The following is a 17,102-nucleotide window of genomic DNA, read 5'->3' as shown; positions in this document are numbered from 1 at the left end:
TTGAAATGCCGGAATACGTGACGGTGCAGGTTAATGAAGAAATAATCGATAAGGATGATTTCGCTTCATTTAACATCCAGGACGGGGATGAAGTCGAGTTTCTATACTATATGGGCGGTGGGAAATAGTGAGTTTATCGAATCAACAGCTGGAACGATACTCCCGGCATATCATCCTCAAAGAAGTAGGCGGAAAAGGACAGGCCAAACTTTTAAACGCGAAGGTGCTTATTATCGGCACCGGCGGACTGGGGGCGCCGGCCGCCATGTATCTGGCCGCGGCCGGTATCGGCACCATCGGCCTGGTGGATTTTGATGATGTCGACTTGTCCAACCTGCAGAGGCAGATTATACATGCGACCAAAGATGTAGGCAAGCCCAAGGTGCTCTCCGGCCAGGAGACTATTTATGAAATGAATCCCGATGTTGAGGTGGTGACTTATCAGGAATGGATAAAGGCCGACAATATTAGAGACATCATTAAAGACCGGGATTATGACTTTATCATTGACGGGACCGACAACTTCCCGGCCAAATTCCTGATCAACGATGCCTGCGTCCTGGCGGGAAAACCCTTTTCCCATGCGGGAATCATCAGGTTTAACGGGCAGACCATGACCTATGTTCCCGGGCAGGGCCCCTGCTACCGGTGCATATTCAAGAACCCGCCTCCCCCGGATGCGGTTCCCACCTGCCGGCAGGCCGGAGTTATAGGGGTTATGGGCGGAATTATCGGAACCCTTCAGGCCAGCGAAGCGATAAAGTACATTCTGGGTGTGGGGAGTCTGCTTAATGGTTATCTTCTGACCTATGACGCCCTGAAAATGGAGTTCAGGAAGGTGAAAATAGCGCAGCGCAAAAGCTGCCCGGTTTGCGGCGACAACCCCGGCATCCATCAGCTTGAAGACTATGAACAGGCGCATTGCGAACTTAAATAACTGCTATGCAGGGTGAGAAAATGATTCATATATATAAATCACATTATGATGAAATCATAGATTATTCCCTGGCCGAACTTCCCAATGAAGCCTGCGGCCTGCTGGCGGGAAGACTGGAAAATGAAGAGAAGCGCGTGGAAAAAGTGTATTTCCTTCGCAACATCGATGAAAGCCCGGAGCACTTTTCCATGGACCCCAAAGAACAATTTGCCGCTGTAAAGGATATGAGAGTCAATGGATGGGTGCTCCTGGGCAATTTTCACAGCCACCCGGCGACTCCGGCCCGGCCCTCCCGAGAAGATATCAGACTGGCTTTTGACCCGTCCAAAAGTTATATGATTCTATCGCTGGCGGAAAAACAAAACCCTGTATTGAAGAGCTTCCTCATTGTTAATAAAGAAGTCAGTCCGGAAGATTTAGTGATAGGAGGAGAATAAACATGGCCCAGGTGGATTATGCAGAACTCAAAAAAGGCGGTTTTATGCGGCAGGTGCAGGCCGGACATTTTTCTTTGCGCCTGCGCATCGTCGGTGGGCAGATTAAAGCCGAACAGCTGCGCACGGTTAACGAAATAGCGGAAAAGTACGGAAGGGGATACATCCACATGACCTCCCGCCAGGGGATAGAAATACCCTTTATCAAGCTGGAGGACATAGACACGGTAAAGCAGGAATTAGCTAAAACGGGCTTGCAGCCCGGAGCCTGCGGACCCCGGGTAAGAACCGTCACCGCCTGCCAGGGGAACGGGGTTTGCCCCAGCGGTTTGATAGACACGACTTCCCTGGCTGCGGAGCTGGATGAAAAATATTACGCCCGGGACCTGCCGCATAAATTTAAGCTGGGCATCACCGGGTGCCGGAACAACTGCCTGAAAGCCGAAGAAAACGACCTGGGGATTAAAGGCGGTATGCTGACGGAATGGATTGAAGATCAATGCAACTATTGCGGCCTGTGCGAAGCGGTTTGTTCAGCCGGGATCATTAAGGTTGACCAGGACCGTGAAACCCTGACCTTCGATAAAAGCGGGTGCAACTACTGCGGGCGCTGCGTTAAATCCTGCCCCACCGAGGCCTGGGAGGGAAAAAGCGGATTCATCGTATATTTTGGAGGGCTGTTTGGAAACCGGATTGCAGTGGGCAGGCAGCTTTTACCTATTATATTTTCCACTGAAGAGCTGCACCAAGTCATTGAGGCTACCCTGGCCTTCTTTGACAAGCACGGCAGGGCTTCAGAGCGCTTTGGGACCCTGCTGGACCGGGCGGGTTGGGATTTATTGGAGAAGGAACTGCAGGAGGTCTTTTCATGAGTGCAGAAAAAGCCCGGGCATTTGTAGATATCAGCGATGTGGTATGCCCGGTAACCTTTGTTAAAGTAAAGGTAGCCCTTGAAGAGCTGGAGGACGGCCAGGTTATTGAAGTGCTGATCAACGAGGGTGAACCCATTCAAAACGTGCCCCGAAGTCTTAAGGACGAAGGCCATAAGGTCCTTAAGATAAAAAACAATCAAGATGGAACCTACACCATGCTGGTTGAAAAAGGCGGCTTGTTATGAGGTTTAATACGGCGCTGATCCATGGTCAGGCTGCTTCCGACCAGAAAACCGGGGCCACCAACATTCCCATATACCAGTCTTCTTCCTTTGAACATAGCACGGCTGAGGAATTGGAGAATATATTTAAAGGCACTCAACCGGGATTCATCTATACCCGCATCAACAATCCCACGGTTGAAGCTTTTGAAAGACGGCTGGCCTATCTGGAAGGGGCCGTGGGCGCGGTGGCCTGTTCATCCGGCATGGCCGCCGTCACTCTGGCGGTCATGAACATTTTGAAAAGCGGTGAAGAAATCGTATCAGGAACTGGAATATTCGGCGGTACCCATTCACTGTTTAAAGGCCTGGAGGACTTCGGGGTTTCGACCTGTTATGTAAAAGACAACCGCATCAGGAGCTTCGAGGACGCCATAACCGAAAAAACCCGGCTGATCTATATCGAAACCATTGGCAATCCCAAACTGGACGTACCGGATATACAGCAAATATCAGAACTGGCTCATAGCCATGGAATTCCTCTGGTGGTGGACAACACTGCCACCACACCCTATCTGGTCAAACCTATTGCGTTGGGAGCGGATATCGTCATCCATTCCACTTCCAAGTATATTAACGGCAGCGGTAATTCCATCGGCGGTATCATCCTGGACAGCGGTAAATTCAAATGGAATTACGAGCGTTATTCCTCTTTAAAGGATTTCAAAAAGTTCGGAGCTTTTGTTTACCTGGCCAAACTTAGAAAAGGCTTGTTCAAAGATTTCGGGGCCTGTTTATCTCCCTTTAACGCATTCCTAAACGGCATCGGTCTTGAGACCCTGGGACTCAGGATGGAAAGGCTATGTCAGAATACTCTCCTTTTGGCTTCGGCCTTAAAAAACCATCCCAAAGTTCTGGCCCTCAACTACCCCGGGCTGGAGGCGCATGCGGATCACCAGCTGGCTGCCGGGCAGTTTGGCGGCAGATATGGAGCAATATTCACTATACGGATAGGTTCGAAACAGAATGCTTTTAAACTGATTAACCATCTCAAATACGCCACCAATCTGGCCAATATCGGAGACGTGAGAACCCTGGTCATACACCCGGCTTCGACCATTTATATCACCAATACTATTGAGGAAAAGGAAAGCATGGGAGTATACGAGGACCTTATCAGGATCAGCGTGGGCCTGGAAGATGTCGAGGATTTGATCGAAGACTTCGAACAGGCCTTAGAAAGTATTGCTTAAATTTTATGGCCGGCTAGCTTAAAGAGAATATTTATGCTGTGGCGTAAAGGGTGAACGCCAAGCCCAGGAGTGGCAACTTAACTTAAGATCTTCATAAAATCACCACAAACGATTCTTAATATTAATGATAACCTGGGATAGAGAATAAATTCGATTTGTATTCTTAGGGAGGGATCGTTTATGGGCTTCAGTGAGACGTATGCTTACGGTTTTTGGACCATGGTGGTCTTCAACGTAGTCGTATTCAGTCTGTTTGCTTATTCGGCTTTTAGGCCTGCTACTAAAAGAGATTGGCAGACATTAGGAGCATTCATGGCTTTTCTAGTTGCTTTGTTCAGTGAGATGTTTGGTTTTCCCCTGACTATATATATTCTGACCAGCATTTTAGGCAGCAGGTATCCGGTGTTGAACCCTTATTCTCATATGAACGGCCATTTATGGGTAACATTAGCGGGCGGATCACCGGTTCTATTCAGCATTTTGCATCCGTTGAGCAACATTTTAATTTTTAGCGGATTGATCATCATTGCCATAGGGTGGAGAGAAATACATGCTGGATCAGGTGATCTGGTAACTGATGGAATATATAAATATGTGCGCCATCCTCAATACGTCGGGTTTTCTCTTGCAATTTTAGGTTTCTTGGTTCAATGGCCCACCATTATCACGTTTTTGATGGCGCCTATTTTGATGTATATGTACAAGAGATTGTCAAAACGGGAAGAGGATATTATGATTGAAACCTTTGGCGACGAGTACCGGAAGTATGCTCGGAGAGTGCCGGCTTATATCCCAAAGCTTTGGGGTAATACCGAACAACCGATAGGTTATAACAAAGCTTAGATTTTAAAATCTTCATAGAATCAACACACTGACATTTTATAATAAAAGCATGCTAGAGGGGCAATTAATTATAAATTTTATTGAGGCATCTGTAAGCATCACAGGTATTTCTTCAACAACTGCGCATTGATCGCCACGATGATGGTGCTTAAAGACATCACCACGGCTCCGGCCGCCATCGGTAAAACGAATCCCCAGGGGGCCAGCACGCCCGCTGCCAGCGGAATAACCACGGCATTGTAGCCGGTGGCCCAGGCCAGATTCTGGACCATTTTTCGATAAGTCGCTTTGGATATTTTGAATAAACGGGCTACATCGCGGGGATCGTTGTGGACCAGAATGATGCCGGCCGATTCTATAGCTACATCGGTTCCGGCGCCGATGGCGATGCCTACATCGGCCTGGGCCAAAGCGGGGGCGTCATTAACCCCATCTCCCACCATAGCCACGCGATAGCCCTGATTTTGAAGCTCACGTATTTTATCCGCCTTGTGCTCCGGAAGGACGCCGGCAAAATATTCATCGATGCCGATTTGTTGGGAGATCTGAGCCGCCACGGCGCCATTGTCACCGGTCAGCATAGCCACTTTGATGCCCATAGCCTTTATGATGTTTATAGCCTCCTGCGATTCTTCCTTAACTACATCAGCCAGGCTCAATAAACCGGCGACCTTTTTGTCAACTACCAGATAAACGCTGGTTATACCCAGATCATCGGAGTGCTGGAGGGATTCAAATAATTCGGACGGCAGGCTGATTCCGAGCGAGCTTATCAGGTTGGGACCTCCCACCTGCACCTCTTGACCGTCAATTTGGGCTATTATGCCCCGGCCGGGCATGGCCTCGAAGCCGGCAGCCTGAGGAATATCAAGGTTTTTCTCCCGGGCCGCATTTACTATTCCACGACCCAGCATATGCTCCGCCTCAAATTCAGCCGCAGCCGCCAGGCTCAACACCTTTTCTTCCGTAAACCCTGCAACGGGAATAATTTTGGAAAGTTTATGCTCTCCTTTGGTCAGTGTGCCGGTCTTATCAAAAACCACGCAATTGACATTCCGGGCTTCCTCCAGCATCAGCCGGTTGCGAACCAGAAGACCGGCTCTGGCGGTAATGGTCGTAGATATGGCCACCACCAGCGGGATGGCCAGACCGAGAGCATGGGGGCAGGCCGCTACCATAACCGTCACCACCCGCTCCATAATGATATTTAAGGGAGCTCCGGCCAGGTTCCAGGCCAGGGCGGTAAGCAGTGCCGAACTCAATGCAATGATGACCAGCCAGAAGGCGGCTCGGTCGGCCAGGACCTGGGATCTGGACCGGGACTTCTGGGCTTCTTCCACCAGGCGCATTATTCCGGCCAGATAGGTTTCAGCGCCAGTTTTCATCACTTGAATTCTTAAGGCCCCGTCTTCGTTAATCGTACCGGCAATGATACTATCGCCCGGCTGCTTGGCGACTGGAACCGATTCTCCCGTGACCATAGACTCATTGACCAGGCTGTTGCCCTGGACTACCTGCCCGTCAGCGGGAACCCTGGCGCCGGGGCGGATCAGAAGCAGGTCACCTGCCCTCAGTTCGGTAACCGCCACTTCGACCAGTTCATCATCCTTGACTTTAATTGCTGTATCGGGCAGCAGCCGGGCCATTTCATTCAAGGCGCTCCCCGCATTCTGGACCGCGCTCATTTCCAGCCAGTGTCCGAGCAGCATGATTACGATCAAAGTCGTCAGCTCCCAGTAAATCTCTTCGCCGTTCAGGCCAAAAGTAACCAATAAGCTGTAGCCGTAGGATACGGTTATAGCCAGAGCGATCAAGGTCATCATTCCCGGTTGGCGCGTTTTGATTTCCGCCCCGGCCCCCTGGAGAAAGATCAGGCCGCCATAGAAAAAGACCAGGGTTGCAAACAATGGAGCGATATAATGACTTCCCGGGAAACTTGGAGCCATTATGCCCAGCAAAGCCAGAAAATGAGGGCTGACGGCCAGGACCGGAATAGTGAGCAGGGCCGATAACCACAGTTTTTTGAAAAACACTTTCGGATTATGATGGGCATGCTGCCCTTTGCCGTGACCGCTTGAATGACCATTACGGGCGCTGTGGTCGATAGCATGATTTACTTGCGAATTCATGGTTTGAGGATGGGCATGAACATGTAGATTTTTAGCTCCAGTATTATGGGGTTCGGTTGTTTCAAGGGAGGGTGGTGCGGAATGACTGGCATGAATAGGGTGGTGACGCCCTGGTTCGGATGTGGGTCCGGGTTTGTCAGCGGCAGCCGCATGGTCCAAGTGTTTTCTGTGACTGTCATCATGATGATCATGCTGGTCCATCTCAATCCCTCCTCGATCACTGGCGTTATACTTAACGGTTCAAGAGCATACTGCCGGGGAAATAGTATTGATATCTCATTTTACCAGAGTGGTGATGTATGGAGTCGAGCTTGTTGAGAAACGGTGTCCAAGGCTGCAGGAATCTATACCAGGTCTCTTATTTGCGAAACGGCCCGGCTTAGAGATTCAACCAGGCGGACTATTTCTTGCCGGTTATTGCAGGGGGACAGACTGATGCGAACCGCGCCGTCGGCCCGCTCGCCAGGCAGATTGAGAGCCTTTAGAACATGGCTGCTTTTGGTTTTCTGCGAGGAGCAAGCCGACCCGGTGGAGATGTAAATATGATCTCTTTCCAAAAAGTGCATGAGAACTTCGCCTCTGATTCCGGGAAAAGATATGTTGAGAATATGGGGAGCGGAATATAATGAATCCAATGGATCGGGACCGTTGACTGCAAATGGTATATCCTGCTCACCGAGCAGCCTCAGCAGGTGCTCTTTGAGGCTGTACATGTGGCGACAGTCAGGTTCGAGATTTTTACAGGCATTTTCCGCAGCCAGTGCAAACCCGACCGCTCCGGGAACATTCTCGGTTCCCGACCTGCGGCCTCCTTCCTGGCCGCCACCCAGTGACAGGCTGTTCCACTTAATGCCCTTGTTTAGATAAAGGGCTCCCACGCCCTTGGGACCGTGAAGCTTGTGGGCGCTCAGCGACAGCATATCAATACCCAACTGGCGGGGTTTTACCATAACTTTACCAAAAGCCTGCACACAGTCGGAGTGAAAGTATACTTTCTGATTCACAGTCCGGGCGGCTTTAGCCAGGCCGGCGATGTTCTGCACGCTGCCGATTTCATTATTGACCATCATAATGCTGACTAAAATCGTGCTTTCCCTGACCATATCCGCCAGTACCGGCTGCTCAACTATTCCATGCTTATTGACGGGACAGACTTCAACCTCGAAACCCTTTTGACTTAAAAACTTCATGGGTTCGATAACCGAGGGATGTTCTATGGCCGAGTAAATAATATGGCGCCCTTTTCTCTGGTTGGCCAGGGCTGCGCCCAGCAGAGCCAGGTTATTGGCTTCGCTGGCCCCGGAAGTGACGATAATTTCGTCTTCTCCGGTTCCCAGGCAGGAGGCCAGCGTTGTCCTGGCCGCCCTAAGGTGGTTGGCGGCTTTCAGGCCTAATCCGTGCAAAGATGAGGGATTGCCGTAATTATGGACCATAATCTCCTTTATCGCTTCTGCAATTTCAGGCGCCACAGCGGTGGTGGCGGCATTATCAAGATAGATAATATTGTCGGTGCCCAATTTATTTTACCCCCAGATCTAGCTCAGCGAAGCCGCCAGATTAATTACTTCCCGGGTATTGAAGGCATTTTCCAGGAGCGGCTGCCATTCCACCAGGGCTTCAGCCTGCAAAGTTTCCCGTAAAGCCGGGCGGGTGGCCGGGTGCCGGGGCAGGAAAAGCGAGCAGCAGTCCTGATAAGGCAGTATCGAAGTCTCATAGGTCGCTATTTGACGGGCTAAAGCGGTAATCTCGGTTTTATCCATAGCGCATAACGGGCGCAGCAGCAGCATATCCACCGCCTCTGAAATCACATTTAAGCTTTCCAGGGTTTGGCTGGCAACCTGACCAACGCTATCGCCGGTTATAAGCACCTGAGCCTTTATTTGAGCCGCGAGGCTTTCCGCCAGGCGCAGCATCATACGCCGCAACAGGGTTACCCGCAGTTTTTCGGGGCATCTTTCGATAATCGTTTCTTGGATGGATGCCACATCCACGATCACCAGCTGCATGGAGCCGCGGTTGTACGCGGCCAGCCTCCTGGCCAAATCAATGACTTTTTGCTTGGCGTGGTCGCCGGTGAAAGGAAAACTATGATAGTAAACCGCTGTAAGTTTAATGCCTCGCTTCATGGCCATCCATCCCGCCACCGGACTATCCAAGCCTCCCGACAACAGCAAAACGCCATGGCCGCTGCTTGAAACCGGCAGGCCGCCGGGGCCTGGGTAAACAGCTGCATATACCAGCGCCAGGCTCTCCCTGACTTCTACATTGACTGCCAGGTCGGGGCTGCCCAGATCTACTTTTAAATCGGGGTGATTTTCAATGATGCGGCTGCCCAACCATGCCCCCAATTGAGGGGATTTCATAGGGAAACGCTTATCCGAACGGCGGCACCGTACCGCGAAGGTTTTAGCATTATAAAATCCGCTAAATAAATGTTCTGCCGCCTGGTATATTTCCTCCACATCGGGTTTAACTACTATCGCCGGGCTTATTGATACCAGGCCGAAGACCAGGCGCAATCGCTCCAAAACTGACTCAACATTTTGCTGGTAAGTCACCAGTATCCTGCCGGAAAGACGCTTTACCGAAACCCCCGCTAGAGGTTCCAGGACCTGCACGATGTTGCTCAACAGGGTTTTTTCAAAATAACCCCGGTTGTCTCCTTTTAATCCCAGCTCTCCATAACGGCATAAAATGGCATTAAACATTGAATATCCTTCCTAATGATCAAAAGGTATTGCTTAGTATTATACAAAGCTGCCCCGGTTAAACAGCATAATCATATTACTATAAAATCTATAGAATAAATAGGAATAGTGAAAGGGTACCGTAGCTGTCTGAAACTGTCAACGGTTTGACTGAAATTTATTTGATGCCGGCCTGAGGTTTTGGTATAAATAAACCGGGAATCCTATAAATATTATAGGAAATTGGCCGCTTATAAAGCATTTGTGCAAAGCGGCTGTATACAGGTATCATCGCCTCCAGGATAAGCAGCCGGTAATAAAGCCATGTTAATTATACTTGCATCCGCTCTTGCGGATATATTATTATTCATATAAGAAAACTATCTGGAGGTTGAATTATGAGAATGTCCACCAAAGGCCGTTACGGTTTGAGGGCCATGCTTGATCTGGCGCTAAACTCGGGCGGCGATCATGTGGCTTTAAATACGATTGCTGAACGGCAGAATATTTCTTCCAATTATCTGGAACAGGTTTTTTCAATTTTAAGAAAAGCCGGTTTGGTCAACAGTGTAAAAGGGGCTCAGGGAGGTTATGTGCTGGCTGACAGTCTTAACCGCATTACGGTCGGCCAAATACTTCGTGCCCTTGAAGGGGATTTAGTTGTCGCGGGCGACAGCGCGGACAGCGAATCAAAAAATCCAGTTGAATACTGTTTGAAGAAACAGGTGTGGGATCAAATCAACGAGAGCATTAATAGCGTGGTTGACGCCATTACTTTGGAAGACTTGCTGCTTGAGTATAAGAAAATGCAAGGGCATATGTCGCTTATGTTCTATATTTAGGCAATTTAGGGCAATAATTTTTTGGGCTGAAAAGCAGTAAAACTATTGGAATAATAATAACAACCGCGATTTACTGCGAATGGGACTGATTTATGGTGGGAGGCAGCTTAGATGGGGCTGAGGATAGAGAGCAAGATCGTAAGGGGTCATAAAGGAGCGGATCCGCACACCGGGGCGATCAGCTTCCCCATTTACCAGACGGCTACTTTTAAGCATCCGGGACTGGGACAGAGTACCGGCTATGATTATACCCGCTCGGGCAATCCGACCCGGGAAGAAATCGAGAAAACCATAGCCGATTTGGAAGGGGGGCTGGCGGGATTTGCATTTTCCAGCGGCATGGCGGCTATCGCTACGCTCTGTGAAATATTTTCGCCCGGCGACCACCTATTGGTGTCTGATGACCTTTATGGAGGGACATACCGGCTTTTCGAAGAAATCTCGCGAAAGCACGGTTTGGACTTTACATATCTTGACACCGGCATAACCGAGAACGTTATCAATGCTATCAGAGCGAATACCCGGGCTGTTTTTATTGAAACCCCTTCCAATCCCATGATGAAGGTTACCGACATAAAATCTGTGGTTGAAATCGCCAGGGTTCATCAAATGCTCACTATTGTCGACAACACCTTTCTCACTCCTTATTTGCAGAGGCCTTTACAGCTGGGGGCCGATATCGTGGTTCACAGCGCTACCAAGTATCTGGGAGGGCACAACGATACGCTGGCCGGTTTTGTCATCGTGAAAGACCAAGTCCTGGAGGAGCGGCTGAGATTTTACCAAAACGCTATTGGCGGCGTCCTGGCGCCTTTTGACAGCTGGCTGATTTTGAGGGGCTTGAAAACGCTGGCTATACGCATGGAGAGACAGGAGCAAAATGCCCGCATTATTGCCAATTGGCTTAAAGACCACCCCCGGGTGGAGAAAGTATATTACGTTGGGTTAAGCGATCACCAGGGGCATGCTGTTTGCAGAGAGCAGGCTTCCGGATTCGGGGCTATGATTTCATTCTCTGTCAGGGACCCGGCCTTGGCGGAAGCAATATTGGGCAGGGTTAAACTGATTGCCTTTGCTGAAAGCCTGGGAGGGGTAGAGAGTCTGATTACTTATCCCATTACTCAGACGCATGCCTCCATACCCAAAGAAATACTGGATCATTTGGGCGTAGATGAAAAATTATTGCGTCTGTCGGTTGGGATCGAAGCAGTGGAAGACATCATCGATGATTTAAAGCAGGCGCTGGCTTAACTCAGTTGTATTGCGACAGTTTCCGAAATACGTAAATTAAGGGAGGAAAAGATGCGTTTTGGCACCAGGCTAATCCACAACGGCAATGAGATAGACGAACATACCGGGGCGCTAAGTATACCCATTCACCAGGTTTCCACCTTTCATCAATCCGACATAAATAAAGCGCAGCGCTTTGACTATTCGCGCTCGGGCAATCCTACCCGTCAGGCGCTGGAAAACACTATCGCGGTGTTGGAGGGGGGGCATAGGGGTTTTGCCTTTGCATCCGGCATGGCCGCTACAGCATCGGTTTTGTCAATATTCGCGGCGGGCGACCATATCGTGGTCTGCGAAGATGTTTACGGCGGCACCTTTCGCATCATGAATTCTTTATTTAAGCGTTTCCGCCTTGACAGCACTTTTGTAGACGCAGCGGATCCGGATCGAATTAAAGCAGCTATCCGAAATAATACCCGCGCCTTGTTTTTGGAAACCCCTTCCAACCCGTTGATGAAAATAACGGATTTAAGAGCAGCCATTGATATTGCCAAGCAAAACGGCCTTTTGGTTATCGTCGACAACACCTTTATGTCCCCCTATCTGCAGCGCCCCTTGGAATTGGGCGCGGATATAGTCGTCCATAGCGCCACTAAATTTATAGGCGGGCACAGCGATGTGATCGGCGGCCTGGCAGTGGTTAGCGATGAAGATATAGCCCGGGAGGTTTATTCGGTTCAAAACGGTTTCGGCGCCATATTGGGACCTCAAGACAGCTGGCTGCTGCTGCGTGGTTTGAAAACCCTCAAAGTACGCATGGACCATCAGCAAAACAGCGCCCGGATTATAGCCGAATGGCTCATGGCGCAAAAACAGGTTGAAAAGGTTTATTATCCCGGTATTGACAGTCATCCCGGAAGTGACATACATAAACGCCAGTCAGACGGACCGGGAGCGGTTTTGGCATTTAAAACCCGGTCTGTTGAATTGGCCCGCAGGTTCATGAGCCGGGTGACATTGGCTGCCGTGGCGGTCAGCCTCGGCGGGGTGGAGACCATAGTATCATATCCGGTCACCATGTCCCATGCCTCCATGCCCCGGTCGGAACGGTTGAGACTGGGCATTACCGAGAATCTGATCCGGGTCTCTCTGGGTTTGGAAGATGTTGAAGACCTGATTAAGGATTTTGACCAGGCGTTGGCCTAATAAGCGGAATAGACGTAAGATCTAAATAATAAAGCATTCAGTTTCAAGACTACCTGCACCGTATGGGAAAAGACAAAGGAGGACTTTGCATGTCGGGAATCGCATCAAACCTTACTGAGCTTATCGGCAGTACTCCGCTTTTGGAACTGTCGAACTACTCCGCCTGCAACCAGGTAGACGCCAGGCTGCTGGGCAAACTGGAATACTTCAATCCGGCCGGCAGCGTCAAAGACCGGATCGGTTATGCCATGATCAAGGATGCCGAAGAAAAAGGCTTGATAAATAAGGAGTCTGTACTCATCGAGCCTACCAGTGGAAATACAGGTATAGCACTGGCTTTTGTAGCGGCAGCCAAAGGTTATCGCCTCATTTTAACTATGCCTGAAACCTTCAGCTTAGAGCGCCGCAATCTCTTGAAAGCCCTCGGTGCCGAGCTGGTTTTGACCCCGGGGCATGAAGGCATGGCCGGCGCCTTGAGAGCAGCCGACGAGCTGGCGGCCAGTATGCCCAACGCTTTCATTCCCCAACAGTTTAGTAATCCTGCCAACCCGGCCATTCATCGGGAAACTACCGCGCGAGAGATTTGGCGGGATACTGATGGACAGGTGGATATATTTGTGGCGGGAGTCGGAACGGGCGGAACCATCACCGGGGTCGGAGAAATTCTTAAAGCCAATAAACCAGGGGTAAAGATAGTGGCGGTTGAACCGTACGATTCGCCGCTGCTTTCCGGAGGACAGGCCGGCCCCCACAAAATTCAGGGTATCGGAGCCAATTTTATTCCTGAGGTGTTGAACCGGAGCATTTTGGATGAAGTATTTAAGGTGAAAAATGAGGACGCGTTTAAAACTTCCCGCTTGCTTGCCAGAACCGAAGGTCTCCTGGTGGGGATTTCTTCGGGAGCGGCCGCTTTTGCAGCCACCCAAATAGCGAAAAGACCTGAAAACAAGGGGAAAACAGTGGTTATTCTGCTTCCCGACACTGGTGAAAGATATCTCTCCACGGAACTCTTCCAGGGGTAGAACTTCCCATATCAAAGGCAAGAACCCTTTCTGCAGGGCAGGTCATCTCCAAAAGAAAGGATACCTGAAAGTTTTAAATACAGGCATGAACCGGCTAATTTACCCGGGTTGGATTAGCCGGTTTTCTTATATGGTCGTCAGTGCGAAATGCGATTGGCATTCCTCTGGATTTGACGGGGCGGTTTTATTTAGACGCGATCAAATCGCGCACCACTTGGCCGGCCATGAGCAAACCGGCCGCGGAAGGAACGAAGGAGATGCTGCCCGGTATCTGCCGGCGCATGGTGCAGGTACGAGCAGATCCTTGGGGGCATATGCATCCTGCATTGCAGTCGGAGTCTTCAGTTGAAATGGGCACGAGCGGTTTTTCTTTGGAATAGACCACTTTAAGGGACGGAATGTTTCTTTTTCTCAATTCTTTACGCATTACCCTGGCTAGCGGACATATGGAAGTATCGTATATATCCGCGATCTCAAAACGGCCGGGGTCCAACTTATTTCCAGCTCCCATACAGCTGATAATGGGGATATTCAGTTCATTGGCTTTAACCACTAATTCGATTTTAGAGCTGACCGTATCGATCGCGTCGATAATGTAATCCAAATCTTTGCTAATCATTGCGTCCGAACACTGGCCGGAGAAAAAGGTTTGGAGAATGTCGACTTGAGCCCGGCGGTTTATATCCATAATTCTTTCACGCATAACTTCTACTTTTGGCCGGCCCACCGTTCTGCTGGTGGCATGAATCTGCCGGTTAATGTTGGTTCTGCATATCAGATCATCATCCACCAGTAAAAAGCTGCCCACATTGGCACGGGCCAGGGCTTCGACGGCAAAACTGCCCACCCCTCCGATGCCGAATACGGCGACCCGGCTCCGTGCAAGACGGGTCATGGCCTCTTTGCCTAATAACAATTCGGTTCTCGAAAATTCGTTGACCATTCATCCTCCGGGTTAAAGTCCTTCCTAAGGACTAAATTATATTTAACAAAGTAATCATAACAAAAATTGTTCGAGTGACCAACCGCTTGACATTATTCGCAAATAGCAATAAACGCCGATAAATATGAACTTAACCCGTGAGCAACCTATAAATGATGGGTCGCAGATCTGCTGACCAGGAAGCTCCCGGTGCCGAGGAGCAGCGTGAGTAATCTATCAATGATGGTTTGCAGATGTTGGCAACTAAAGCTAAGGCATCCCAGGAGCTTAGAAATTACCCGGGCGCTATTTTTATTATATCGCTCAATACGGCCCGGAAAATTGTTATAATTATCAAGTATCCGCCGCCGCACTATTAAGCGATGCTGTTCAAGTTAAAACCAGCCTCCGGCGGGTTTGCAAAGTATTGAAATCTGGTTCTAAATACCCTATAATACCTATAAAATTAGTAAAGATACTTGTTTATATAATATATGGGGCATTAATTATTATCAATGCAGGTTGGAGAAGATAATGCACAGTGAAGAGAAAATGAATTCACTCAAACAGCATATTAAATCGTTGGGGAGCGCCTTGATCGCCTTTAGCGGCGGCGTCGACAGTACATTCTTACTGGCCGTATCCAAAGAAGTTTTGAAGCAAAGGGTGCTGGCAGTTACTGCAATCGGCCCCACTTATCCGCAAAGAGAATCCATGGAATGCGTGCGTATAGCCAGAAAACTGGATGTAAACTATCTGGTCGTCAACATAGATCCATTTAAAGTTGCCGGGTTTAGTGACAACCCGCCCGAGCGCTGCTATTTATGTAAATATCAACTATTTTCTAAGCTTAAAGAAATAGCCCGGGATAGAGGTTTTGAACATGTTGCCGACGGGTCCAATGTTGACGATTTGAGCGATATCCGTCCCGGCCTGAAAGCCTTGCGTGAGCTCGGGATTGCAAGTCCTCTGCTGGAGTCTGGCCTGAATAAGTCGGAAATCAGGCAATTGTCAAGGCAAATGCGTCTGGAAACCTCGGAAAAACCGGCCGCCGCATGTTTATCATCCCGGTTTGTGCATGGTGAGAGGATCAGCAATCAAAAGTTAAAGATGGTGGAAGCCGCGGAAGATTACCTGCTCGGCCTGGGAATAAAACAAGTGAGGGTTCGAATGCACCAGGATCTGGCTCGAATCGAGGTTGGTGATAATGAACGCCATAAACTGTTGTCAGAAGCCGCCATGGATAAGATTGACAGTCATCTGAGGCAGTTGGGTTTCCGCTACATCACCCTTGACATGCAGGGTTATCGAACCGGAAGCATGAATTCGAGTCAGGTCCCCAGCGATTGAACCGGAGAAATATATTACGCAGGTGGACAGATAATTAAGGAGGTAATTCATAGTGCCGATTATAATACCGGATAATCTTCCGGCCAGCAATATACTTCAGGGCGAGAATATCTTTGTTATGAAAGAAAAGCGGGCCAGTCATCAAGATATTCGTCCTCTCAGGATCGCGATTTTAAACCTGATGCCGCAGAAAATTGTCACCGAAACCCAGCTGTTGAGGCTTTTGGCCAACAGCCCGCTGCAAGTCGAAATCATACTGCTGTGCATGGAGAGCCATGAATCCAAAAATACTTCAGAAGAGCATTTGCAGAATTTTTATACTACTTTTACGCGGATTGAAAAGCAGAAATTTGATGGAATGATCATCACCGGGGCCCCTGTAGAACACCTGGATTATGAAGAATGGACTTATTGGGATGAATTGGCCGACGTACTGGAATGGACCAAAAAGCACGTGTGGGCTACACTGCATATCTGTGTCGGCGCTCAGGCAGGCTTATACTACCATTACGGCGTGCCCAAATATCCGCTCGGCCAGAAGATGTTCGGGGTTTTCAAGCACCGGGTTTTAGAGAAAAACGTACCCCTGTTAAGGGGTTTCGATGACGTATTTTATGCCCCCCATTCCAGGCATTCAGAGATACGCCGCGCTGATATCGAGAAGGTTCCGGAGCTGGATATATTGTCAGAGTCTGAGGAAGCCGGGATATATATTGTCGCCAACAAAGATCAGCGGCAGATATTCATTACCGGCCATTCCGAATATGATCCCCTCACTTTAAAAGCCGAGTATGACCGGGATGTTGCCAAAGGCCTGACTATTAATGTGCCGGCAAACTACTATCCGGATAATGATCCCTCCAAACTTCCGGAAGTCCGGTGGAGAAGCCATGCCAATTTATTATTCACCAATTGGCTGAACTACCATGTCTATCAAGAGACACCGTACGATTTGACCGAACTATGCAATGGCAAAAAAGGAACCTGGCACGTGGAATAGATTTAAGCAGGCCTTCGAAGATAGAAGAAGCAACGGATTAACAAATGAATGCGGTATAGTCAATGCCGCCTGATCAGAAACTAACGCTGCAATAAGAGGATGGCTGACAGTTTCACACCCGGACGTGAATAGTCCAAAGGAGATACGCCAGACC

The 17,102-nt window shown here is 49.3% G+C and carries 17 protein-coding genes; 13 read left to right on the top strand and 4 right to left on the bottom strand.

Annotated features, from left to right (window positions below; genetic code table 11):
- The 7 genes from thiS to B3W37_RS14015 form a co-directional block, all read left to right on the top strand.
- Positions 1–128: sulfur carrier protein ThiS (gene thiS, locus B3W37_RS14045; RefSeq protein WP_483176184.1), on the top strand; the 128-nt coding region annotated here is incomplete at its 5' end.
- Positions 128–937 carry a HesA/MoeB/ThiF family protein gene (locus B3W37_RS14040; protein WP_483176169.1) on the top strand — a complete coding sequence of 270 codons (810 nt, stop codon included), beginning with the start codon at positions 128–130 and terminating at the stop codon, positions 935–937. The genes thiS and B3W37_RS14040, both read left to right, overlap by 1 nt.
- 20 nt (positions 938–957) lie before the next feature.
- A complete protein-coding gene (locus B3W37_RS14035) occupies positions 958–1,374 on the top strand; it encodes a M67 family metallopeptidase (protein ID WP_483170030.1) in 417 nt (138 codons plus the stop codon).
- A gap of 2 nt (positions 1,375–1,376) precedes the next feature.
- Positions 1,377–2,243 carry a 4Fe-4S binding protein gene (locus B3W37_RS14030; RefSeq protein WP_483170029.1) on the top strand — a complete coding sequence of 289 codons (867 nt, stop codon included), beginning with the start codon at positions 1,377–1,379 and terminating at the stop codon, positions 2,241–2,243.
- Complete coding sequence (locus B3W37_RS14025) at positions 2,240–2,488, top strand: sulfurtransferase TusA family protein (RefSeq protein ID WP_481039273.1); 249 nt, start codon at positions 2,240–2,242, stop codon at positions 2,486–2,488. The genes B3W37_RS14030 and B3W37_RS14025 overlap by 4 nt, the downstream gene beginning before the upstream one ends.
- Complete coding sequence (locus B3W37_RS14020) at positions 2,485–3,717, top strand: O-acetylhomoserine aminocarboxypropyltransferase/cysteine synthase family protein (protein WP_483170028.1); 1,233 nt, start codon at positions 2,485–2,487, stop codon at positions 3,715–3,717. Before B3W37_RS14025 ends, B3W37_RS14020 begins: the two co-directional genes overlap by 4 nt.
- Positions 3,718–3,897: 180 nt before the next feature.
- Entirely contained in the window at positions 3,898–4,560 is a 663-nt protein-coding gene (locus tag B3W37_RS14015) for a methyltransferase family protein (protein WP_483170027.1), read from the top strand.
- Positions 4,561–4,658: 98 nt separating this feature from the next.
- Here B3W37_RS14015 and B3W37_RS14010 read toward each other — a convergent pair whose 3' ends face one another.
- From B3W37_RS14010 to thiI, 3 genes are all read right to left on the bottom strand, one after another.
- Positions 4,659–6,890: a heavy metal translocating P-type ATPase gene (locus B3W37_RS14010; protein WP_483170026.1), complete on the bottom strand. Its 2,232-nt coding sequence runs from the start codon at positions 6,888–6,890 to the stop codon at positions 4,659–4,661.
- Between the two features lie 143 nt (positions 6,891–7,033).
- Positions 7,034–8,206, bottom strand: coding sequence for a cysteine desulfurase family protein (locus tag B3W37_RS14005; protein ID WP_483170025.1), 1,173 nt, complete (start codon positions 8,204–8,206; stop codon positions 7,034–7,036).
- A gap of 18 nt (positions 8,207–8,224) precedes the next feature.
- Positions 8,225–9,397 (bottom strand): tRNA uracil 4-sulfurtransferase ThiI, encoded by a 1,173-nt coding sequence (gene thiI, locus B3W37_RS14000; protein WP_483170024.1) that lies wholly within the window; start codon positions 9,395–9,397, stop codon positions 8,225–8,227.
- 377 nt (positions 9,398–9,774) lie between these two features.
- On the opposite strand from thiI, the gene B3W37_RS13995 reads away from it, so the two are divergent.
- From B3W37_RS13995 to cysK, 4 genes are all read left to right on the top strand, one after another.
- Positions 9,775–10,218 (top strand): RrF2 family transcriptional regulator, encoded by a 444-nt coding sequence (locus tag B3W37_RS13995; RefSeq protein ID WP_483170023.1) that lies wholly within the window; start codon positions 9,775–9,777, stop codon positions 10,216–10,218.
- A gap of 111 nt (positions 10,219–10,329) precedes the next feature.
- Positions 10,330–11,469 carry a trans-sulfuration enzyme family protein gene (locus B3W37_RS13990; RefSeq protein WP_483170022.1) on the top strand — a complete coding sequence of 380 codons (1,140 nt, stop codon included), beginning with the start codon at positions 10,330–10,332 and terminating at the stop codon, positions 11,467–11,469.
- Between the two features lie 51 nt (positions 11,470–11,520).
- Positions 11,521–12,654: a trans-sulfuration enzyme family protein gene (locus tag B3W37_RS13985; protein WP_483176168.1), complete on the top strand. Its 1,134-nt coding sequence runs from the start codon at positions 11,521–11,523 to the stop codon at positions 12,652–12,654.
- A gap of 89 nt (positions 12,655–12,743) precedes the next feature.
- Positions 12,744–13,676 carry a cysteine synthase A gene (cysK, locus tag B3W37_RS13980; RefSeq protein ID WP_481039258.1) on the top strand — a complete coding sequence of 311 codons (933 nt, stop codon included), beginning with the start codon at positions 12,744–12,746 and terminating at the stop codon, positions 13,674–13,676.
- A 184-nt stretch (positions 13,677–13,860) separates the two neighbouring features.
- Here the strand turns inward: cysK and B3W37_RS13975 are convergent, their stop codons facing one another.
- Positions 13,861–14,619, bottom strand: coding sequence for a tRNA threonylcarbamoyladenosine dehydratase (locus B3W37_RS13975; protein WP_483176167.1), 759 nt, complete (start codon positions 14,617–14,619; stop codon positions 13,861–13,863).
- Between the two features lie 513 nt (positions 14,620–15,132).
- On the opposite strand from B3W37_RS13975, the gene larE reads away from it, so the two are divergent.
- Entirely contained in the window at positions 15,133–15,948 is an 816-nt protein-coding gene (gene larE, locus B3W37_RS13970) for an ATP-dependent sacrificial sulfur transferase LarE (protein WP_483176166.1), read from the top strand.
- A 52-nt stretch (positions 15,949–16,000) separates the two neighbouring features.
- Positions 16,001–16,948, top strand: coding sequence for a homoserine O-acetyltransferase MetA (metA, locus tag B3W37_RS13965; RefSeq protein WP_483170015.1), 948 nt, complete (start codon positions 16,001–16,003; stop codon positions 16,946–16,948).
- Positions 16,949–17,102: the final 154 nt, after the last annotated feature.

The organism is Syntrophomonas sp. UBA5494, from assembly GCF_002426325.1.
Note: the sequence above shows the minus strand (reverse complement) of the source record. Positions and strands in the feature narration are given on the sequence as shown.